The sequence below is a fragment of the Dyella sp. BiH032 genome (assembly GCF_031954525.1).
Lineage (GTDB): Bacteria > Pseudomonadota > Gammaproteobacteria > Xanthomonadales > Rhodanobacteraceae > Dyella_D.
Genome location: NZ_CP134867.1, coordinates 2,884,435 through 2,904,335 on the forward strand (window position 1 = coordinate 2,884,435; position 19,901 = coordinate 2,904,335).

Below are 19,901 nucleotides of genomic sequence, written 5' to 3' on the forward strand. Positions count from 1 at the left end.
CTAAACCGGGAAGTAAACCTGCGCCGTCGCCCCCGACCGGAACACCGTCGTCGAACGAAGTTCGAGATCCAACGGCTTGGGCAATTTCGCGAAGATCGAAAGCCCCTGCCCCAGCACCACCGGGTGCACCATCAGCCGGTACTCGTCGACGAGGCCGGCAGCCACCAGGCTTTGCGCGAAATCGACGCCGCCGTGCGCCAGGATGTCCTTGCCGGGTTGCTGTTTGAGCCGGTTGATTTCGGCGGCCAGGTCGCCAGTGACGATCCCGGCATCGGCCCAGCCCGCCAGATTCGCGGCCTGTTCGGGCGTCGGGGTTTCCGGGCCGGGAGCACGCAAGGACTGAAGATCCAGCGAAGGCTGCCGCGTGAACACAGCCTTCGGAATGGCATTCATGGGCGCGGCGAGAGGATGGTTCGCCGTCGCCCAGAACGTCGCTATCTCGCCGTAGGTACGACGCCCCATCACATGCAGGCCGGCCTGCCACAGCGTGTCCTCCACCCAGCGGCGACCGGCGTCGTCCTGACTACGGAACATCCAGTCTTTTTCGCCATGGGGGCCGGCCACGAAACCGTCCAGCGAGGTGGACATCTTGAGGATCAGACGGCGCATCTTCGAATCTCCTGTCGGGGCCGGCTCATCCGGCTTCTAGGGAACGACGAACGAAGTCTTCGGAAATCGACACGGGTTGTCGATGCAGTCCAAGCCCCGCCAAGCCCCGTATGCCCATCCGCCCGTACGGCATGCCCGACGACGGAGGGAGACACGCTGGCAGGACGACTTCTCGAACGAGAAGAAGTCGTCCTGCCTCTGTTCCTCCATGCCGCTAAGCGGAAGCCATCGCTTCGCCCTCCCCGCCGAGCGGCCACCGGCAATCAATGCGCATGCATCTCGGCCGGCGTCCCATCCGACCAATGCCCGACGCCCACCAGGAACACGAGGATGTTCGGCAGCGCTTTCGCCTCGGCGTGCTTCTCCGGCGCCAAGAACCAGTAGGGGCCACCCATCACCGGCGACCCCTCCAGATTCGCGCCCCAGTCCTGGGCGTCCTTGACCTGGGTATCGAACATGACGTGGGGCATGTTGTGGTCGCCTTCGTCGGTCAGGTACGAGGACTTGGACATCATGTAGTCCATCGCGCCACCTTCGAGCGCCGGCAACTGCTTGTTCTTGTAGGCCGTCACGACCGCCGACAGGATCTCCGCCTTGGAGCGCCCCGCCATCGCCAACGTGGCGCGCAGGCGATAGATGGGTACGATGGCGCGCGCGGCCTGGGGATTCAGGCAATCAGCGGCGCGGATCTTCGGATTCCAGAACTCGGGCCAGTCGAACGGCCCCGTCCAGCTCCGGGCCACCACGCAGACGAACCCGTTCTTGCCCTCCACGGCCGTCTCGTACCCCTTGCGCCCCAGTACCAGGACCGTGGCATCGCGGGAGATGGACGCTGGCGCCGCGCTGCGTGCCAGGGCGATTTCGGCGTCACGGTCGGCCATCAGGTATTGCTCGATCGGGGCGATCTTGGGGTAAGGCTCGGCCGCCGCGGGCTTGGGAGCATCCTGCGACATCGCCTGCTGCGGCGCGGCAAGAGTGGCGAGCAGCACGAGGCTCATGAGTTCGATGACGCGCTTGGCTTTCTGCATGGTCTTTCTCCTGGCGAAGGTAGGTTCCGGTGAACTCGCGACAGGCGCCCATGATGGGGCCTTCAGGGTGTCGACGAATGGCAGGACTGAAATTCGACAAGGGGCCAGGCGGTGGAGATGGCCAGTTGCTCGTGGCCGAACTCCAACTCCAACTAACCGGCACGCTCACTACGCCGCCTACCCGCGCCGAGCCCGCACCTTCCTGTCGAACCAGCCTGCCACGCATAGCAGCAGCACCAGGAACGCATAGAGGGCCACGCCTGCCATGAAGGCCACACCGAGCCCGCGCTTCCACCAAGCCAACTAGAACAACGGAAACACCGCACAGAAGAGCCCCCGGAGGGATGCCTTGCGCGCCCTGCGCCGGACAAGACGTTCTTGTTCAAGCTGGATGTTGCCCACCTTCTCTCCCTGGAATCGTTATGGGTCATCCACCCTGTCGGGGTTCGCCGAACCATCTGGCGACCGCGCGGGCAGCCTCTTCCGCATCCGCCACCCCATCGGCAGCCCAAGCGACGAAACCATCGGGCCGCACCAGCATCGCGCTCAGGCCGAAGCGTTCCTTCGCGTCGCTGGCGACATAGGCTAGGCGATCGCGCCAGCCGCTCGCCATGGTTTGCAACGACGCATTGGCGCTGAAATCCAGCATCAGGCCCCTGCCCGACCTGAGGTGCTCGCCCAGTCGCGTGCCGTCGGCCAATGCGATATCCGGCGCGCTGCGACCCACCAGCGGATGAGTGCCGCCCAGGTCGTAGCGCAGCGAGATGCCCCACATGCGCTCGGCGAAATAGGTGGCGCCGTCGGGCGTGTCGATCACGCCGCGGAGAATCGCTCCCAATGCGCGCGAGCTCGGGCTGGGTCGCATCAGCGCCACCTGTGCTCGCGACCAGTCCAGGATCTGCGCGCCGATGGGATGCCGCTCGCGGGTGTAGGTGTCGAGCAGGTCGTCGGGTGCGTCGCCGCGAAGGGTCGCGGCGAGCTTCCAGCCGAGGTTCATGGCGTCGCCCAGGCCCAGGTTGAGGCCCTGGCCGCCCAGTGGCGAGTGGATGTGCGCGGCATCGCCGGCGAGCAGCACGCGGCCTTGCCGATACGTCGTGGCCTGGAAGGCGCGGTCCGTCCAGGTCGAAGCGAGGCGCAGGGCTGTCACGGTGACATCGGTGCCGGTGATGCGGCGCAGGACGGTCTGCACGTGATCGAGCGTGATCGGCGACATGCGGTGGCAGGCGCCGCCGTCGAAGTCGGCCATCACGAGCATGCCCGGCGGCGTATAGGTGTACATGCCCGTGGGCGTATGGTGGCGACCGGGCTGCAGCGCATGCGGTTCGGCCAGTTCGATGTCGACGAAGTAGCCGGTGAACTCCGGCTCGGTGCCGACGAAGGCGATACCCGCTGCCTTGCGCACCGCGCTGCGGCCGCCGTCGCAACCGACCAGCCAGCGACCGCGCACGACACCAAGGACGGTGCGAACGGCTACGTCTTCATCGGAAGACTCGATGCTTTCGACCGCGCTGCCGCGCCGCACTTCCACGCCCATCGCGTCGGCGCGAGCGGCCAGGAAGGCTTCGAAGGACTCCATCTCCACCGACCGGCCGACGCCCGCCGCGCCTGGCAGGTAATACGGCCATGCCGAGGTGTCGACCTTGTCCATCTCGAACGGAATGCCCGCGAAGTGCCCACCCGGACGACGCACCTGGTTCTGCCAGTGGGCCGCGAGGCCGCCCTGCGGCGATGGCGGCTCGGGCAATTCGTCCAGCAGCCCGCGGCGATGGAACGCTTCCAGCGTCTGCACCCAGAGCCCGCGCCGGCCGAACGGCAGGCGCTTCATGGGCGAACGCGGGTCCTCCGCCTGCTCCAGCACCAGCACGGAAAGCCCCGCAAGGCGCAGTTCGCAGGCCAGGAACAGGCCGACCGGGCCGGCCCCGGCAATCACGACGTCATGGATCAAGGCAATGTCCTCAGGCGGAGGCTTGGTGCGGTGGGCGAGATGTGCAATTCTTACACTCAGTGCACGATTCTTGCGGGAGGCGCCACGCTATGTCAAACCAGCCCGGGCTTCGGCATCGGAAGAAGGCGGAAACGCGGCAGATGATTTCCGACGTCGCTACGCGCCTGTTCATCGAGCGCGGGTTCGAGAACGTGCCGGTGGACGAAGTCGCACGCGAGGCGAACGTCGCCAGGAAGACGGTGTTCAACTACTTCCCGCGCAAGGAGGACCTGGTCTTCGATCGCGAGGACGAGGCGCGGGCGATGGTGCGCGAAGCGCTTGCCCACCGTGGCGAGCGGTCGCCCCTGCATGCGTTCCAGGTGCTGATGCGTGCGCTGGTGAAGCAGCAGCATCGGCTGTTCACCGTTCATCGCGCGCCGATCCGGTTCTGGCGCATGGTGGCGGAGAGCCCGGCGCTCACGGCGCGCGCGCGCGAGTTGCAAGTGACGTTCGGAGAGGACCTGGCGGCGATGCTGGCGGAAGCGGCAGGGAGAACGCCGGACGATCCGCATGCGCGCCTGGCCGCGGCGATGCTGATGGATACCCTGGTGGTGGCGTATAGGGCCGCGCTGCGGGCGTATCGGGAAAAACGGGCACCGCAGGTGGCGTTGGTGGAAGTGATGAGGCGTGGATTTGCGGGGGTGAATGCGGCGTTGAAGGGGACGGTGTATGTGTAGCGTTGGAAAGGGTTCGAGGGGAGATAGGTTTGGGTGGGATGTTGGTTGCGCTTCGCAGGGCCCCTCACCCCGGCCCTCTCCTCGGTGGGGAGAGGGAGTGGTTGCGGTGAGCTGAAAATATTTCCCCGACCCGTGTCGAAATCGGTTTCCGCCGTTCGTCGTCATCATGAAAGCGGCCGATGCGCTGCAACCGATCCAGAGATCCGGCATCTCGCCCACCCATACCGACGGAGCACCACGCCATGAGCATCACCATCACTGCCTTTGACCGCTCCCCCGACCGCGGCATGGGTCTGGCGCGCGACACTCGCGTCCGCTGGGCGTTGGAAGAGACGGGCCAGCCCTACGACGTGCGCCTAGTGTCGCCCAAGGCGATGAAGGAGCCCGAACACCTGGCGCTCCATCCGTTCGGGCAGATTCCGACCTATGAGGAAGGCGACCTCGTGCTGTTCGAATCCGGCGCGATCATTTTCCATCTCGCCCAGCGCTACCCTGGCCTGCTGCCGAAGGATGCCGACGCCCGGGCGCGAGCCATCACCTGGATGTTCGCCGCACTCAATACCGTCGAGCCGCCGATCCTCGACCTCGTCATCGTGAGAATCACCGAGGGCGACAAGCCGTGGGCGGCGGACCGCCTGCCGCTGGTGCAGGAGCGCATCCGGGCCCGGCTGAAGCTGCTGGTCGCCCGGCTGGGCGATGCCGAATGGCTCGATGGCGAGTTCAGCGCGGGCGACCTGGTGATGGTGTCGGTACTGCTGCGCCTGCGTCCGTCGGGGATGCTGGACGAATTCCCGAGCCTGGCCGCCTACGTCGCCCGCGGCGAAGCGCGTCCTGCTTACAAGCGCGCCTTCGCCGCCCAATGGGCGATCAATGCGCCGGAGCCGCAGGCCAGCTGACCGGCCGGGCACAAGCGAACGCCGTGCCGCGACCGCACGGCAAGCTACCGGCAAGAACTTTGCGGCGACATTCACGCCGCCCGGTGAGATGATCCGCGAACCGCCACTTCCGAAGGCGGTTCGCCAATCACTCATCAGGGGACACGGAAATGGAAAAAGTCGCCGGTATTGGAGGGTTCTTCTTCCGGGCGCAGGATCCCGCGGCACTGGGCCGCTGGTACCTGGATCATCTGGGCATCGCCCTGACGCCCACCGCCGCGGACTCGCCCGTCTGGGAGCAGGAAGCCGGCGAAACCGTCTTCAGCCCGTTTCCCGAGAAGACGGAATACTTCGGCGACGCCGCCAAGCAATGGATGATCAACTTCCGCGTGCACGACCTGGAAAAGATGGTCGCGCAGCTGCGCAAGGCCGGCATCGACGTCGAGGTGAACCCCGACTACTCCTTCGGCCGCTTCGCCCGCCTGCGCGACCCGGAGGGCAATCCGATCGAGCTGTGGCAGCCGACGTGAAATGAGGCGGTTTTTTCGCCGAAGAAGGAGGCGGCATGGCGCCGCCTCCTAAAGCTTTGTGCCTCGGCGTCACCACCGCATCCGGAATCCCACCGTCGCATTCGCCTCGTGCGAATCGCCGAAATGCTTCAGGCCCGTCCTGCCCTGCACTTCGCCGTACACCGAGTACGTGCCGTTTGCCCAGTCGATCGCGGTGCCCAGGCCGAAACCGCCCCACAAACGCTCGTTGCGCGTGGTGAAGTCAGTGCCGGCCACGTCCACCCGTGCCGCGTCGCCGAAGGTTCGATAGAGGTTTGCGATGGCGTAGACGTGGGTGGCGACGGAGCCGGCCGAGCCCTGGCGGGCGCTGCGGTAGTCGACCATCACGCCGGCGCGGCCGGTGCCGCTGTTGCCTTTCTGCTGCGACACGTGCGCGCCGAACGCGTCGTTGAAGCTGTCGAAGCTGGTCTTGCCGTAGGTGATCTGCGCCTGCGGGATCAGCGACCACTGGTCGCCGAGGCGGAGGCGGCGGCCCGCTTCCACGCCGACGACATAGCCGCTGGCCTTGTTGCCGTCTTCCAGCAGTTGCGTGAGCGTGGTCGAGCGCAGGTCGGTGTCATAGCGCGTCCAGCGTGCCTGGCCGTCGACGTAGAAACCGCTCTCGCCATACCAGGTGAGTGCGGCGCCAATGCCGTAGCCCTCGGTCTTCAAGCGCCCCTGGCCATAGACCGAGCGCGCGTTCGACTGGTAGCGGCCATATTGCAGCGTCGCGCCGCCGACCAGCCTGCCGCCCTCGCCTTCGCTCAGCGTGGTGTCGATGCCGGCTTCGGCCTTCCAGGTAGAAAGGTCATAACGCGTGGCGCTGGTGCTGGTCTCCGGCCTGAAGCTCTGGTCGCCGCTTTGCACGCGAGCCCACAGGCCCTCGCCGGGCTTCATGTTGTCGTCGGCCTGCGCGCCGCTCCACAGGCGGTCGCCGGTGCGCTGGGCCAGCGTGTCCAGCGTGTTGATCTGCTGCAGGATGCCCGCGTAGGCCTCGTATAGCGGCACACCGGGCTGGTACAGCGGCGGCGGCGGATTGTCGGGGTCGCCAGGATTTCCCGGACCGGTCGGGCCGCCCGGGTTGTTGCTGCCGTTGACGAGCGCCGAGCGCAGGTACCAATCGCCATCGGCCGTGCCGGCGGTGCCTTGGTACAGGCGGTACGCGTAGGCGCCGGCCACCACCGCCTGCTGACCCTGGAACACGTAGTCGCCTTGCAACGCGAAGCTGCCGTTCGATGCACCCTGCACGTCGATCAGCTTGATGCCCTGCGTGGTCTGTGCGCCGGCGCCGCCCACGTTGTGGACGCGCACCGTGGTGTTGCCGGAAGTGTTGCCGGCGACCACCAGTTGGTCCGTCACCGAGCTGTCGTCGCCCAGTGCGGTGTTGAAGAGCAGCGTGCCGCCCTGCCCGCTGTAGTCGCCTTGTACGGTCAACGTGGTGCCGGGCGCACTGCCGAAGTGGACGGTGCCGGCATGATTCAGTGACGCCAGGCTCTGCGCGTGGCCGGCCAGGTCCAGCGTGGCGTTGGCCTGCACCGTCATCGCAGAGGACGCGCTGAACGCATTGTCCACCGCGGCGGCCAGCGTGCCCGCCGTCACCGTGGTCGCGCCGCCGTAGCTCGATGCGCCCAGGACCAAGGTGCCGCCACCGGCCTTGGTCAGGCTGCCGGTGCCGCCGATGCCGTTGCTCAGCTGGAACGTGGTGCCGGCATCGGTGTCGATGGTGGCGGCCCCGCCCAGGCCCACCGTGCGGTTGCTGACGATGTCGCCGGTGGTGTGCAGCGTGGCGTGGTCGATCGACAGATTGCCCGAGGACGAGCCCAGATTGCCGTCGTTCGCGATCTGCAACGTGCCCGCGTGCACGTCGGTGCCGCCCGCATAGGTGTTGGCGCCAGAGAGCACCAACGTGCCCAGGTCGTCCTTCACCAGCATGCCGGTACCCGACAGCGCGGCGTCGATGGTGGCGGTCATGTCCGCGCCCGCCGCCGTGCCGTCGCCGACGCGGATGGTCGACGCGCCGCCGGTCAGTGCGAGCGTGCCGCCCGTCACGCGATAACCGTCGACCTGGAATTGCAGGCCCGAGGCCGTCACCTGGCCGTTGGCGTTATCCACCGTCACCGTGCCGCCCGTGCCGCCGAACACCGCGAACGTGCCATTGCTGTAAGGCGCATTGAGCGAGCCGCTCGCGTCGGTCCAATAGTCGTTGTCGAGCAGGCGCCACGTGCCGGTGCCGCCGGTGATGGCGCCGTCGTTGGCATGACCGGGGCCGTCCCAGAAGCTCAGCGTGAGACCGGCGCTGTTCACCAGATTGACCTGGTGCGCGATGGATGTCTGCACGAAGGCGTCCGTGGACGGCACGGCACCCAGCGCCAGGCCGTTGTCGGTAAGCGCACCGTCATAGCTGAAGAGGCGATACACGCCCGCGCCGAAACTGCCGCCCGCGGTGGGCGTGACGTTGAGCGTGCCATCCAGCGTGAGGTTGCCGTGCACCACGGTCAGATCGTTGAGCGCGCCGCCCACCGTGCCGGCCTGGCCGAGCTGGTAATCGAGCGTGCTGGTCCCCGCGAACGTCAGGTTGCCGTTGATGGTGAGCATGCCGGCCGCGCCCGCGTCGCCCGGGCTGAGCGTGCCGCCATCGCCGACCCTCACGTCGCCACCGAGCGTGCCCGTGCCGCCGAGCGTGCCGCTGCTGCGCACGGTGGTGGCACCGGTCGCGGCGGACTGGTCGCCATTCACCAGCAACGAGCCGCTCTGCACGATGGTTTCGCCGGTGTACGTATTGGCGCCGGTGAGCGCGAGAGTGCCGCTGCCCACCTGCATCAGCGCGCCCGTGCCGGACACCGTGCCGCCGAAGGTCTGGGCAACCGAGTGGTTGAACGCCAGGACGCCGTTGTCGGTCACATCGCCCAGGATCGAACCGCTCGTACCGCCCTCGCCGAGCTGCAGCGCGCCACCGGCGATGGTGGTTCCGCCGGTGTAGGTGTTGTCGCCGGCCAGCACCAGCGTGCCAAGGTCCGACTTGGTCATGCCGCCGGTGCCGGTGAGCACGGAGGCGATGGTCGCCGTCATGCCGGTGCCGGCCATGGTGCCGTCGCCGACGCGGATGACGGTCGGTGTCGCGGCCAGCGCGATGCTGTCGCCCTGCACGCGGTAACCGCCCACCGCGAACTGCATGCCGCCGTTGTTCACCGCACCCAGGCTGTCATCCACGGTCACCGTGCCGGCCGTGCCGCCGAAGACGGCGAACGAGCCATCCTGGTACGGCGCGTTGACGCTGCCGTCGATCAGGGTCCAGTTGTCGTTGCCGCTGGCGTTCTGCCACGTGCCATCGCCACCCTGCACCTGGCTGTCGCCGCGCGCGCCATTGCCGTCCCAGAAATCGACGTTCAGGCCGGCCGTGTTGACCAGGTTCACCTGATGCGCAATCGAGGTCTGCAGGAAGTAGTTCGGCGTGGGCACCGAGCCGATCGTCATGCCGTTGTCGGTCAGCGCGCCGTTGTAGCCGATGATGCGGTAGATGCCCGGATCGAACGATCCGCCCGAACTCACCGCGACATCGAGCGAGCCGTCGAGCGCGAGGTCGCCACCGACCTGCACCAGATCGTTGAGCGGGCCGCCCACCACGTTGGCCTGGCCGAAGCTGACGTTGAGATCGCTGGCGCCGCTCATCGCCAGATTGCCCTTGACGGTCAGCGTGCCCGGCGCGGCGCCCACGTCGCCCGGGCTGAGCGTGGCGCCATCGGCCAGCGTCACGTTGCCGCCGATGACGCCCTTGCCGCCAAGCGTGCCGCCTGCGTCGACCGAGGTGTCGCCGCCGGCAAGCGTCTGATCGCCGTTGACGAACAGGCTGCCTGCACGCACTGCCGTGGGGCCGGCATAGCTGTTGTCGGCGCTGAGCACGGTCGTGCCGGTGCCTCGCTGCTCCACCGCGCCGGCGCCGGAGATCTGGCCCGCGAAGGCAAGCGTGTCCGAGCGATTGAACACCAGCGTGCCGTTGTTGGCGACCGCGCCGAGGATGGAACCGCTGGTGCCGCCGCTGCCCAGCTGCAACGTACCCGACTGGATCAGCGTCCCGCCCGTATAACCACTGTCCGCACCGAGCACCAGAGTGCCGCCGCCATCCTTGATCAGCGCGCCGGTGCCGCCGATCACACCATTGAGCGCGAGGTCGGCATCGGTGAGGAAGCGGCCGCCCGGACTGTTCAAAGTCACGCTACGGCTGGACGCGAAGCTCGCCGTGTTCTCCAGCACGCCATTGTTGAAGGTCAGTGCGCCACTGGCATCGCCAAGGTTGGCATCGCCGGATACGACGATGCGGCCCGCATTGATGGTGGTGCCGCCGGCGTAAGTGTTAGCGCTGCTCAGGGTAAGGGCGCCGGCGCCGGTCTTGATGAGCGCGCCGGCACCGGAGATCGTGCGCGTGACATTCAGGTCGGCTCGGGTATCGAACGTCGCACCGCCCTGATTGATCGTCGTGGTGCGCGGCAGAAGGAACGCCGATGTGTTGCGCAGCGTGCCACCGTCGAAACTGAGCGTGGCTACGGCACCACCCAGAAAGGAATTGTTCGATATCTCCACCACGCCGCCATTGATTGCGGTACTTCCCGTGAAGCCGTTGTTCTTAGTGAGCACCAAGGTGCCGAGATCTTCCTTTACCAAAGCGACGCCGGTACCGGTCATCGAGGTGCCGATGGTCGCCGTCATGCCCGCGCCCGCCGCCGTGCCATCGCCCACTCGGATGATCACCTGACCGGTATTCAACACGATGTTGGCGCCGGTGACGCGGTAACCATCCACCGCGAACTGCATGCCGGAGCTGCGCACCGTGCCTGCACTATTGTCCACCGTCACGGTGCCCGGCGTGCCCATGAAGATGGCGAACTCGCCGTCGGCATATGGTGCGTTGTATTGGCCGCTCTGGTCGGTCCAGTTGCTGTTGCCGCCGACACCTTGCCAGACACCGGTACCGCCATCGACGGTGCCGTTGCCATGGCCGGCGGGACCGTCCCAGAAATTGAGCGTCAGCCCGCCGCTGTTGAGCAGATTCACCTGGTGCGCGACCGACGTCTGCACCTGGAACGTGCCGCTCGGCGTCGTGCCCAGCGCCAAGCCGTTGTCGGCAAGCGCGCCATCGTAGCTGATGATGCGGTACAGGCCCGGCCCGAAGCTCCCGCCGGGCGTCGCGCTCACGTTGAGCGTGCCGTCCAGTGCCAGGTTGCCATGCACCACGGTCAGGTCGTTGAGCGCCCCGCCCACGACATTGGCCTGGCCGAACTGGTAATTCATCGCGGACCCGGCTTCGAGGCTCAGGCTGCCGTCGATGGTGAGCGTGCCCGCCGCGCCTGCGTCGCCGGGGTTGAGAGTGCCGCCGCCGCTGACTGTCACGCTACCGCCGATGATGCCCTTGCCGCCCAGCGTGCCGCCACCCTGCACCGTGGTCGCCCCCGTGGCCGCGGTCTGGTCGCCATTGATCAGCAAGGTGCCCGCCTGCACCGTGGTTGCGCCCGTGTAGGTGTTGGCCGCGGTGAGCACGGTGGTACCGCTGCCGAGCTGCGTGACGCCACCGGTACCGCTGATCAGGCCGCCAAACGCATAAGTGTCCGAACGATCGAACGCCAGCGTGCCGTTGTCGGTGACGTCGCCGGCGATGCTGCCGTTGGCGCCGCCATTGCCCAGCTGCAGTGTACCGGCTGTGATGGTGGTGCCGCCGGTATACGTGTTGGCGGCGGTGAGCACCGTCGTGCCCGTGCCCTGCTGCACCACCGTGCCAGCGCCGGACACAGTGCCGGCCAGTGTCATGGTGTCGGAGCGGTCGAAGGCCAGGGTGCCGGCTGCGACGATCACGCTGGGGCTGGCGATCGAGCCCGTGGTGCCGCCCGCGCCGATCTGCAAGATGCCGCCGTTGACCACCGTATTGCCGGTGTAGGTATTGGTGCCGGTGAGTGCCCAGGTGCCGGCATCGTTCTTCGCCACGGTAGTGATGCCGCCGGGGCCATTGATGATGGTGCCGCCCATCACGTTGAGGCCCGCGTTGGTGCCGCCGAGGCCCAGCGTGCGATTGCCGTTGCCCGCGTAGGCGGCCGAACCGGTGTTGCTGAAGACGATAGCGCCGGTGCCGGAGGACTCGACCACGCTCGCGCCGGTAGACAGCGTGAACAGGCGATCGGTGGTATCGCCCGCACCGGTGTAGCGCAGCGTGGCGCCGCTGCCGATCACCAGGTTGGAAGCCGCGCTGGAGGACTGGCCGATACTGCTCGCCTGCCCGCCGTTGGCCAGCTTGTCCACGCCGAGCACGCCGCCGGTAATGGTGGTGACGCCGGTGTACGTGCTGGCCGCGTTGCGCAGGATCCAGGTGCCGGTACCGGTCTTGCTCATCGAGGTCTTGCCGGTGCCGTTGTCGGCCAGCTGCAAGGCCAGGCTGTTGTTGTCGGCGCTGGTGCCCGTGAGCGTCACCGTCTGCGTCGTGTTGGTGCCGCTGAAGGCCAGCGCTCCGGTGTTGGTGAACTGCACCGCACCCGTACCGGACGCATCCAGGGCGCTGGCGGCGGATGGTCCCAGGGTGAACAAGCGGTCCGTGCTGCTGCCAGCACCAAGGTACTGCAGGGTGCCGCCGTTGATCACCAGGTTGCTTGCCGCGTTGCCCGATGCGCCGATCGAACTGGCCGCGCCGCCATCGGCCAGGGCATTGACCGACAGCACGCCGCCGTTGACCGTGGTAGTGCCGGCGTAAGTGCTTGCGCCGCCGGCCAGATACTCGACATTCGCCCCCGATTTGACCAGGCTGCCGGTGCCCGAGATGGCGCCGGCATAGGTCGCCGACGCGGCCGAGCTTCCGCTGGTGATCGTCAGCGTGCCGCTGCCGAGACTGAGGCTGCCGCCTGTCGTGCCGCCGCCAGTGAGATAGCTGACGCTGGTATTGAAATTGTTGAGGTCAAGTAGCACGCCGGCCGTGTTGTCCAATGCCATGTAGCCGGTGCCGAAGGCATTGGTCGTACCGGCACGCAGCGTGCCCCCGCGGATATAGGTACCCCCGGTATAGGTATTGGCCCCGCTCAGCACCAGACTGCCCGCACCCTGCTTCTGGAACTGCCCGCCGCCCTGGAGGCTGCCGCTCACGCTCAGCGTGGTGGCGGCCGTGCTGACACTGAGTGCGCCGTTGCCGTAAAGATAGATGCCTCGATCGATGGCTGTGCTGGTACCGGTATACACAAGCGTGCCGCCGTTGAGCGTCAGATTGCTCGGTACACTGCTGGAGGCACCGATACCGCTCGCCTGCCCCCCATTGGCCAAGCAGTCGGTGCTGATCACGGCGGAGGTGATAACCGTGGCTCCGGTGTAAGTGTTGCCGCAACCGGTCATGACCTCGGTATGCCCGAGCACCGACACGACGCCCGCACCGCTGATGGCACCTGAGAAGGTGCCGTTGCCATTGATGGTCAAGATGCTGCCCGCGCCCAGCGTGACAGCGCCGGCACCGTTCAATCCGCCGATGCCAACATTGAACGTGGCTGTATCCAGGGTGGCGCCGGCGTTGACCGTCACGGGGCCGTTGCCGCCGAAGGCCGTCGCCGAACCGGCGCGCAGAATGCCTGCGGTGACCGTGCTGCCGCCGGTATAGGTATTGTTCCCCGACAACACCAGCGTGCCGGGGCCATCCTTGTAGAGCGTGCCCGCGCCGACCACGGTGCCGCTATCGGTCATTGTGGTGCCGGCCTGATCGACCTGGACATGGCCCTGGCCACCGGACAATGTGAAACCGCGGTCGGTCGAGGTGGTGGCGCCCGTGTATTCCAGACCGCCACCGCCCTGCAGCACCAGGTTGGCCGGGGCGCTGCTGCCGGCGCCGATACCGCTGGCCAGCCCGCCGTTGGCCAGCGCGCCGGTCGAAAGCAGGCCGCCGCTCACCGTCACAGGGCCCACGAAATCATTGGCCGCGTTCGACAAGGTCAAGGTGCCGCCACCGGTCTTGGTAAAGCCGGCGTCGTCAGGGCTGGTGACCACACCGCCGAACGCCAGGTTGGCGGTGCCGTCCACCTGGATCGTGCGCGACGGACCGCCGTTGACCAGGGTAAAGCCGCGATCGGTGCTGCTGGTCGCACCGGTGTATCGCAGCGTGCCGTTCTCGAAGACCAGATTGGACGAGGCACTGTTCGAGGCACCGATGGCACTCGCCGAGCCGCCGTTGGCAACGCTGTTGATGTTCAGCGTGCCGCCGCTCACCGTGGTCCCACCGGTATAGGTGTTGGCGCCGGTGAGCATCACGGCCCCCGTGCCCTGCCCGCCCACGCTGACACCGGTAGCGCCGCCGTTATCGACGATGGTCGAGCGGATACCGAAAGTGCCGGAGCTGTTCTGCAGCACACCGAGCGGGCTGCCGCCGGCGCCGCCGGTCAGCGAGCCGCCCTGGATCGTCTGCGCCGCGCCGCCCGCCGTCGGCGACACGATGATGCTGCCGTCCACGCTAAGCGTATTGCCCGCGCCCACGTTTACCGTCGACGGTGCCGCGGCCGTGTACTTGAGGCCACCCAGCGCGACGCTGCCATTCACGGTGCCGAAGTATGGCGTATTCGCCGCGCCGCCCTCGTCGCTGACGATATCGCCATTGAGCCACTGGCTGGCGTCGTCCTTGTTGGCATAAGCCGTGAACGCGGTGATCACGCCGCTCGATACTTGCGCATAGTCGGTGCCGTTGACTGTCGCCCAGCCGCCGAGCGCGCCATCCGGCTGCGTGGTGGTGATGGTCGCGCCAGTGTTGTAGCCGAAGTCGATCAGGCCGCCGCTGCGGCTGATCGCGCCCAGGCTCACCGTCAGCATGCCGCCGGTGCCGGCGGTGGCATTGATGCGGTTGTTGCCGGCGGTGACGTTCAGACCATTGAACACCTGGGTGTTGGCAGCACTCGTGCCCTTCACCGCCAGCGTGCCGCCGGCAAGGTTGAGCGTGGAGGTGCCGCTGATCACGTTGATGCTCGGACTACCGGCAAAATCCAGCGCCAGCGTGCCACCGCCGATCGTGGTGGCGCCGCTGTAGGTGTGCGCTCCGTAGAGTGTCTGCGTGCCCGCGCCAAGCTTGGTCAATCCGCCGCTGCCCGCAATGGTGCCGCCATAGGTGGTACTGCCTGTCGAGGCATTCAACGTAAGCGTGCCGGCGCCCAGCTGCACCACGCCGCCGGTGCCGGCCAGCGATGGCGCGGTGATGGCCAGGCTGTTGATATCCAGGGTGCCGCCGTTGACGACGAGGCCCTTTGATGCGCCGAACGCCTGGGTATTGCCCGCCGTCAGGGTGCCGGCCTGCACAGTGGTGGTGCCGGCATAGGTATTGGCGCCACTGAGAAGCCAGTTGCCCGCTCCGTTCATCACCAGGTTGCCGGTACCCGAGACGACACCACTCACGGTGTTTGTGCCGGCATAGCTGCCGCCCAGCGTCAGGATGTCGGTACCACCGCTGACGAAGCCGACGATGCCGCTATAGGAAAGCGCGCCAGTGCCGTCGTTGGCGAAGGCACTGATGCCGTCCGACGTCAGCGTGCGTCCGGACGATCCGCCCGTGCCGGTATAGCGCAACGTGCCGTTCTGCAGATTCAGGTTGCCGGTGGTGCCGGTGCCGAAGGAACTGTTTACTCCGCTGTCCGCCAGCACCGGCGCGAACACGGTGATCGTGTTGATGATCGTGGGACCCGTATAACTGTTGGCGCCACCCAGCGTGATCGCGCGTCCCGCACTGCCGTTGTAGGTGACCGTGCGGGTCGAGGCGCTGCTGATGGCGCCGAGCAATTGCATGTCGCCGGAAACGGCACCGAAAGAGTGAGTGGGCGCCCAGGCGCTGGTCAACGCGATGTCGCCGGTGAGCGTCAAGGTGCCGGTGCCGATATTGCGCAGCGCGGTGCCGCCGCTGGACGTATTGCCGAAACGCCAGTCGCGGTTCGACACATTGCCCGATCCGCTGTAATTCAACGTGCCGCCGAGACCGCCGCCGGCCACGACATTGATCAAGCCGTTGGCGGCCGTGCTCGGCTTGCCGAGTGAACTGGCTTCGCCGATGTTGCCCACCGAGGTGAAACCATAGGTGCCGCCGGTGCCGAATGTCGTGATGCCGTCGTAGTCGTTGGCGGCATTGCTCAGGGTCACACCACTGGCCATGCTGAGGCTTCCCGTGCCCGTGAAGCGCGCCGCGCCGACGCCGGCACCCCCGAGGCTCACTGTGCCGCCGTTCAAGGTGACCAGGCGTGTGGAAGCCAGGGCGCCGGTCGCGACGAGGCCGGTGCCCGCGGCCATGGTGACGCCGTTGCCGGCGGCACCGAGCGCGCCGTCGGTCGTGATGCTCAGCGACCCGCCATTGACGTTGACGCCGCCGCTGAAAGTGTTTGTCCCGCTGAGAACGAGCGTGCCGCCGCCGGCCTTGCTAAGCCCCGCGCTGCCGGCAATGACGGAGTTGATCGTGGCAGCGCCTGTGATCGTCGGCGTGGTGCCAGCCAACGCGAGCGTGCCGCCCGTGAGCGTGTAGCCAGCTGTGTTGAACGTGAGTGCATTGGCCGTGATCGGCGCACCCAGCGTCACCGTGCCGGCGGTGCCGGCGAAGATGGCATTGTCGAGACTTGCGTTGTCCCACGTGTAGAACGGACCGGCCACGCCATCGCTGGCGGCATTCCAGTACGGCGCCACAGTATTCCACGTGCCGGTGCCGCCGCTGCCCGCCGAACCGCTGTTGACGTCCCAGTAGCGGTCGACGGCCGATGCCTGTGGTGCATACGCCGCCGCGAGTGCGGCGATCACGCTCAGCCGAAGCGTCCAGGCGCCGGCGACGCGGGAGGACGACGCACGCTCGTCCGCACCCGATGTGCCGGGACGGCCTCGTCCCTTGCCATGCCGGCCAGTGAGCTCGGAAGCAACGACCCAGGCATTAAACGTCCGCGACCAGACAATGCGGAATACGCGATTCATGGATTTCCCCTGTAGGAACGAACGGACCTGCGCGACGGACAGCCGTCACGGGCGATTGACGTGGATGGCGGTTTCGCGCGGGTGCAGCGCCGGACGCGGATCAGCCGGAGGGCGGCGCGCGCGGTTGATCGACGCGGCCGGGCATGGCGAATGCGTAGCGGTAAGGCGGCTTGAAGAAATGCGCGGCATGGCAGACCCACACCGCTGGAACGACACCGGATTCGAAAACGACAGCCCTGCCAGTTGAAGAATTCACGATCCCCTCCCGACGCCTTGGGATGAAGGCGCCAGTCTCTTCAAGCATGTTCGACGGCGGCCGGCAGATGCCGGGTCGTTACCTCACTGACGTGAGACACCCCTGTCCCTAGTCGGGCGACATCATACGCAATTTCTTTATGTCGTAAGGTGTGCGTAAGGTCACCCCTTGCGACACTCGGCAATTCACATTCGCTTCGCATGCAACGTAGGCGACAGGTCGCGCCTGGCCAAGGCCAAGCACTGGTATGACTCATCGATCGCCAGACAGCCGGCGGACTTCCGTTTCGCTGCAATGGCTTAAGCCAGCGCCCGCAGAAATTTGGGGGCACTGGCTTTTTCGTAGGCCTCCGGGACGCCATGCATGTGCTTGCAGGGCGACACGCAAGCACCCATCGGGCGCAACCTAAAAGCTCGTTACACATGACAACCTCATGCGACGATGAAACGCCTAACCGTCGCGTTTCTCCGGCATGGCGGAGGTCGTCTCGCCCGGATCGCCGGACTCGCCGGTGCTCAGTTCCACCCAGTCGAGCTCCGCCTCCACCTGGCGGAAGGCGTCGTCACCAATGGCGCCGGACAGGCGCAGGTCCTGGATGGCGCGCCGCGACCTCGCCACCAGCCGGCGGCGCAACACGTTGTCCGCATGGCTGCCGGGCGAATGGCCGTCTTCGAGATGGTCGAGCGCGGCCATCAATTGCTGCCGCACGCGTGCGGATGGCGGCGTCTCGTCGGCGGGCAAGCCCGCGAGGGCCGCATGGAGCGCGGCTTCGCGCGCCTGTTTCAGCTCGCGCTCCACGGTGCCGTCCGACGGCAGGCGCACCAGCTTCAGCAGCGGCCGCAAGGTCAGCCCCTGGATCACCAACGTGCCCAGCACCACCACGAAGGCCGTGAGCTGGATGAAATCGCGATAGGGAAATCCGGCCGGCAGTGCCATCGCCGCGGCCAGGGTCAGGATGCCGCGCATGCCGGACCAGCCGATCACGAGCGCGCCTTTCAGCGTGGCCGGCGGCGCCGGCCGCTCCGCCTGCCCGCCTGCCTCGCGCAGGCTGTTGAGCCGGACCAGCAGGTGATGCACCAGCACCCAGCCCAGGCGCACCCCGATCACCACCGCCAGGATGATCAGCGCCATGCCCAGCGGATGGAAGCGCTCGCCCGCGCCGGACCGGGCGAGGATGGGCCGCAGTTGCAGCCCTACCAGAGTGAACGCCAGCACGTTGAGCACCACCGTCGCCGTCTCCCAGATGGCGAACGATGCGGTGCGGATGTTGACCGCCATCGGGCGCGTGCTCAGCCGCGACATCGCCAGCGCGAACGTCACCACCACGATGATCGGCGACAAGCGCAGCCGCTCGGCGAGCAGCCAGAGCCCGAAGGTGATGCCGAACTGGAAGATCACCGCGCTGGACGCTTCCTCGAAGTGCCGCATGAACCGGCTGATGGGCCAGGCCAGCACCAGGCCGAACGCCACGCTGCCGAACACCACCAGCCCGGACATCGGCAGTGCCGAGGCCGCATGGAATCCGCCGGTCGCTACCGCGCCAACAGCGGCGCGATAGATCAGCAGCGCCGATGCGTCGTTCAGCAGGCTCTCCCCTTCCAGCACCATCCGCATGCGCAGCGGTACCGGCAGCTTGCGCAGGATGGCCGTGGCCGCCACGGCGTCCGGCGGCGCGAGCAACGCACCCAGCGCAACCGCCGCGCCCCATGGCATGCCCGGTATCAGCCAGCGGGCCACGAAAGCGACTGCCACCGTCGTGAGCACCACGGCCACCAGTACCAGCGACAGCACCGGCACCCATGACGCACTCAAGTCTCGCCATGACGTGTCAAATGCCGCATCCATCAGCACCGGCGCGACGAACAGCACCAGCACCAGGTCAGGCGGGAATTCCAGTTGCGGCGCATTGGGCAGGAACGTGAGCAGAGCGCCGCCCACGGCCAGCAGCACCGGATAGGGAATATTGACGCGCCGCGCGAACGAGGACACCACGGCCGCGCCGAGCAGCAGGATGAGGATGGTCTCGAAGACTTGCATGGATGCCGGTTGCGTAGCCGAGATCTGTCGCCTGGATGGCGAGCCATGGTGTCACGACGCACGTCGTCCCTGTGTCGGCGCCCCGCCCGGCCTATTTCCTGGCCCTGCCCCGGCTGCGCCGCAGGTTGGCCTGCGAGTCGGCGATCATCGCCAGCATGGACTTGTGCGCCACCTGCGGCTGCTTGCGGCGGATCGCTTCCAGCACTTTCTGGTGGTGCGGCAGCGAGTAGCGGAAATTGCTGGCGTTGCGCGCGGAAAGCACGAAGAAGGTGCCCAGCGCGGTATCGATCACCGAAAACAGCGAGGACAACAGCTCGTTGCCGGTGGCGTGCAGCACGGCTTCGTGGAAGCGCAAGTCGGCCTCGGCCCACTCATCCAGGGTCTGCGAGGCCGCCATGGCGTCGTAGGCCGAGGCGATGTCGGCCAGTTGCGCATCGGTGCGGCGGCGCGCGGCGGCCGCGGCGGCGGCCGGCTCGATGATCTCGCGCATCTCCACCAGCTTGTCGACGAAGGCATCGGTAGGCATGGAGGCGCAGCGCCAGGCCAGCACGTCGGCATCGAGCTGGTTCCAGAAACGTTCCTCCAGCACGCGCGCGCCGACACCGGCACGCGATTCGATCAGCCCCTTGGCGGACAACACCTTCATCGCCTCGCGCAGCGCGGTGCGGCTGACCTGCAGGCTTTCCGCCAGCGCCTCCTCGCGCGGCAGCACGTCGCCCGGCTGCACCTTGCCGCTGACGATGCGCTGGCCGATCTCCTGCATGACGTGTCCGTACAGATTGCGAACGGCGTTCGGCTTCCTCATTGAAGACGCGACCTCTGCGGGTAGTGGCTGGTGCGATGCAAGTGGCTAGCTACCGGGTATCGAGGCTATGTGTCGCATGAAACCGTCCCTGTCGCGGGCGATCTTGCCAACTTGGGGTGGGCAACGTCCAGCTCGCACGCACAG

Annotated in this window: 10 protein-coding genes; 3 read left to right on the forward strand and 7 right to left on the reverse strand. The window is 67.1% G+C overall.

The window, feature by feature from the left end:
- From RKE25_RS12860 to RKE25_RS12870, 3 genes are all read right to left on the reverse strand, one after another.
- A complete protein-coding gene (locus RKE25_RS12860) occupies positions 1–609 on the reverse strand; it encodes a dihydrofolate reductase family protein (protein ID WP_311838500.1) in 609 nt (202 codons plus the stop codon).
- Between the two features lie 263 nt (positions 610–872).
- Positions 873–1,637 carry a hypothetical protein gene (locus tag RKE25_RS12865; protein WP_311838501.1) on the reverse strand — a complete coding sequence of 255 codons (765 nt, stop codon included), beginning with the start codon at positions 1,635–1,637 and terminating at the stop codon, positions 873–875.
- A 427-nt stretch (positions 1,638–2,064) separates the two neighbouring features.
- Positions 2,065–3,582 (reverse strand): FAD-dependent monooxygenase, encoded by a 1,518-nt coding sequence (locus RKE25_RS12870; protein WP_311838502.1) that lies wholly within the window; start codon positions 3,580–3,582, stop codon positions 2,065–2,067.
- Positions 3,583–3,722: 140 nt separating this feature from the next.
- Between RKE25_RS12870 and RKE25_RS12875 the strand changes: the two genes are divergently transcribed.
- The 3 genes from RKE25_RS12875 to RKE25_RS12885 all read left to right on the forward strand — a co-directional run bounded on the left by RKE25_RS12875 (position 3,723) and on the right by RKE25_RS12885 (position 5,703).
- On the forward strand, positions 3,723–4,298 hold the full coding sequence (locus RKE25_RS12875) for a TetR family transcriptional regulator (protein WP_311838503.1): 576 nt from the start codon (positions 3,723–3,725) through the stop codon (positions 4,296–4,298).
- 242 nt (positions 4,299–4,540) lie between these two features.
- The gene (locus tag RKE25_RS12880) at positions 4,541–5,194 is read left to right on the forward strand and encodes a glutathione S-transferase family protein (protein WP_311838504.1); all 654 of its coding nucleotides are present in this window, start codon (positions 4,541–4,543) and stop codon (positions 5,192–5,194) included.
- A 149-nt stretch (positions 5,195–5,343) separates the two neighbouring features.
- Positions 5,344–5,703: a VOC family protein gene (locus RKE25_RS12885; RefSeq protein ID WP_311838505.1), complete on the forward strand. Its 360-nt coding sequence runs from the start codon at positions 5,344–5,346 to the stop codon at positions 5,701–5,703.
- A 69-nt stretch (positions 5,704–5,772) separates the two neighbouring features.
- Here RKE25_RS12885 and RKE25_RS12890 read toward each other — a convergent pair whose 3' ends face one another.
- From RKE25_RS12890 to RKE25_RS12905, 4 genes are all read right to left on the reverse strand, one after another.
- Positions 5,773–16,659 (reverse strand): autotransporter-associated beta strand repeat-containing protein, encoded by a 10,887-nt coding sequence (locus RKE25_RS12890; RefSeq protein WP_311838506.1) that lies wholly within the window; start codon positions 16,657–16,659, stop codon positions 5,773–5,775.
- A gap of 100 nt (positions 16,660–16,759) precedes the next feature.
- Positions 16,760–16,915 (reverse strand): hypothetical protein, encoded by a 156-nt coding sequence (locus RKE25_RS12895; RefSeq protein ID WP_311838507.1) that lies wholly within the window; start codon positions 16,913–16,915, stop codon positions 16,760–16,762.
- Positions 16,916–17,365: 450 nt separating this feature from the next.
- Positions 17,366–18,952, reverse strand: coding sequence for a sodium:proton antiporter (locus RKE25_RS12900; RefSeq protein WP_311838508.1), 1,587 nt, complete (start codon positions 18,950–18,952; stop codon positions 17,366–17,368).
- 91 nt (positions 18,953–19,043) lie between these two features.
- Positions 19,044–19,757 carry a FadR/GntR family transcriptional regulator gene (locus RKE25_RS12905; RefSeq protein WP_311838509.1) on the reverse strand — a complete coding sequence of 238 codons (714 nt, stop codon included), beginning with the start codon at positions 19,755–19,757 and terminating at the stop codon, positions 19,044–19,046.
- Between the last annotated feature and the right edge of the window lie 144 nt (positions 19,758–19,901).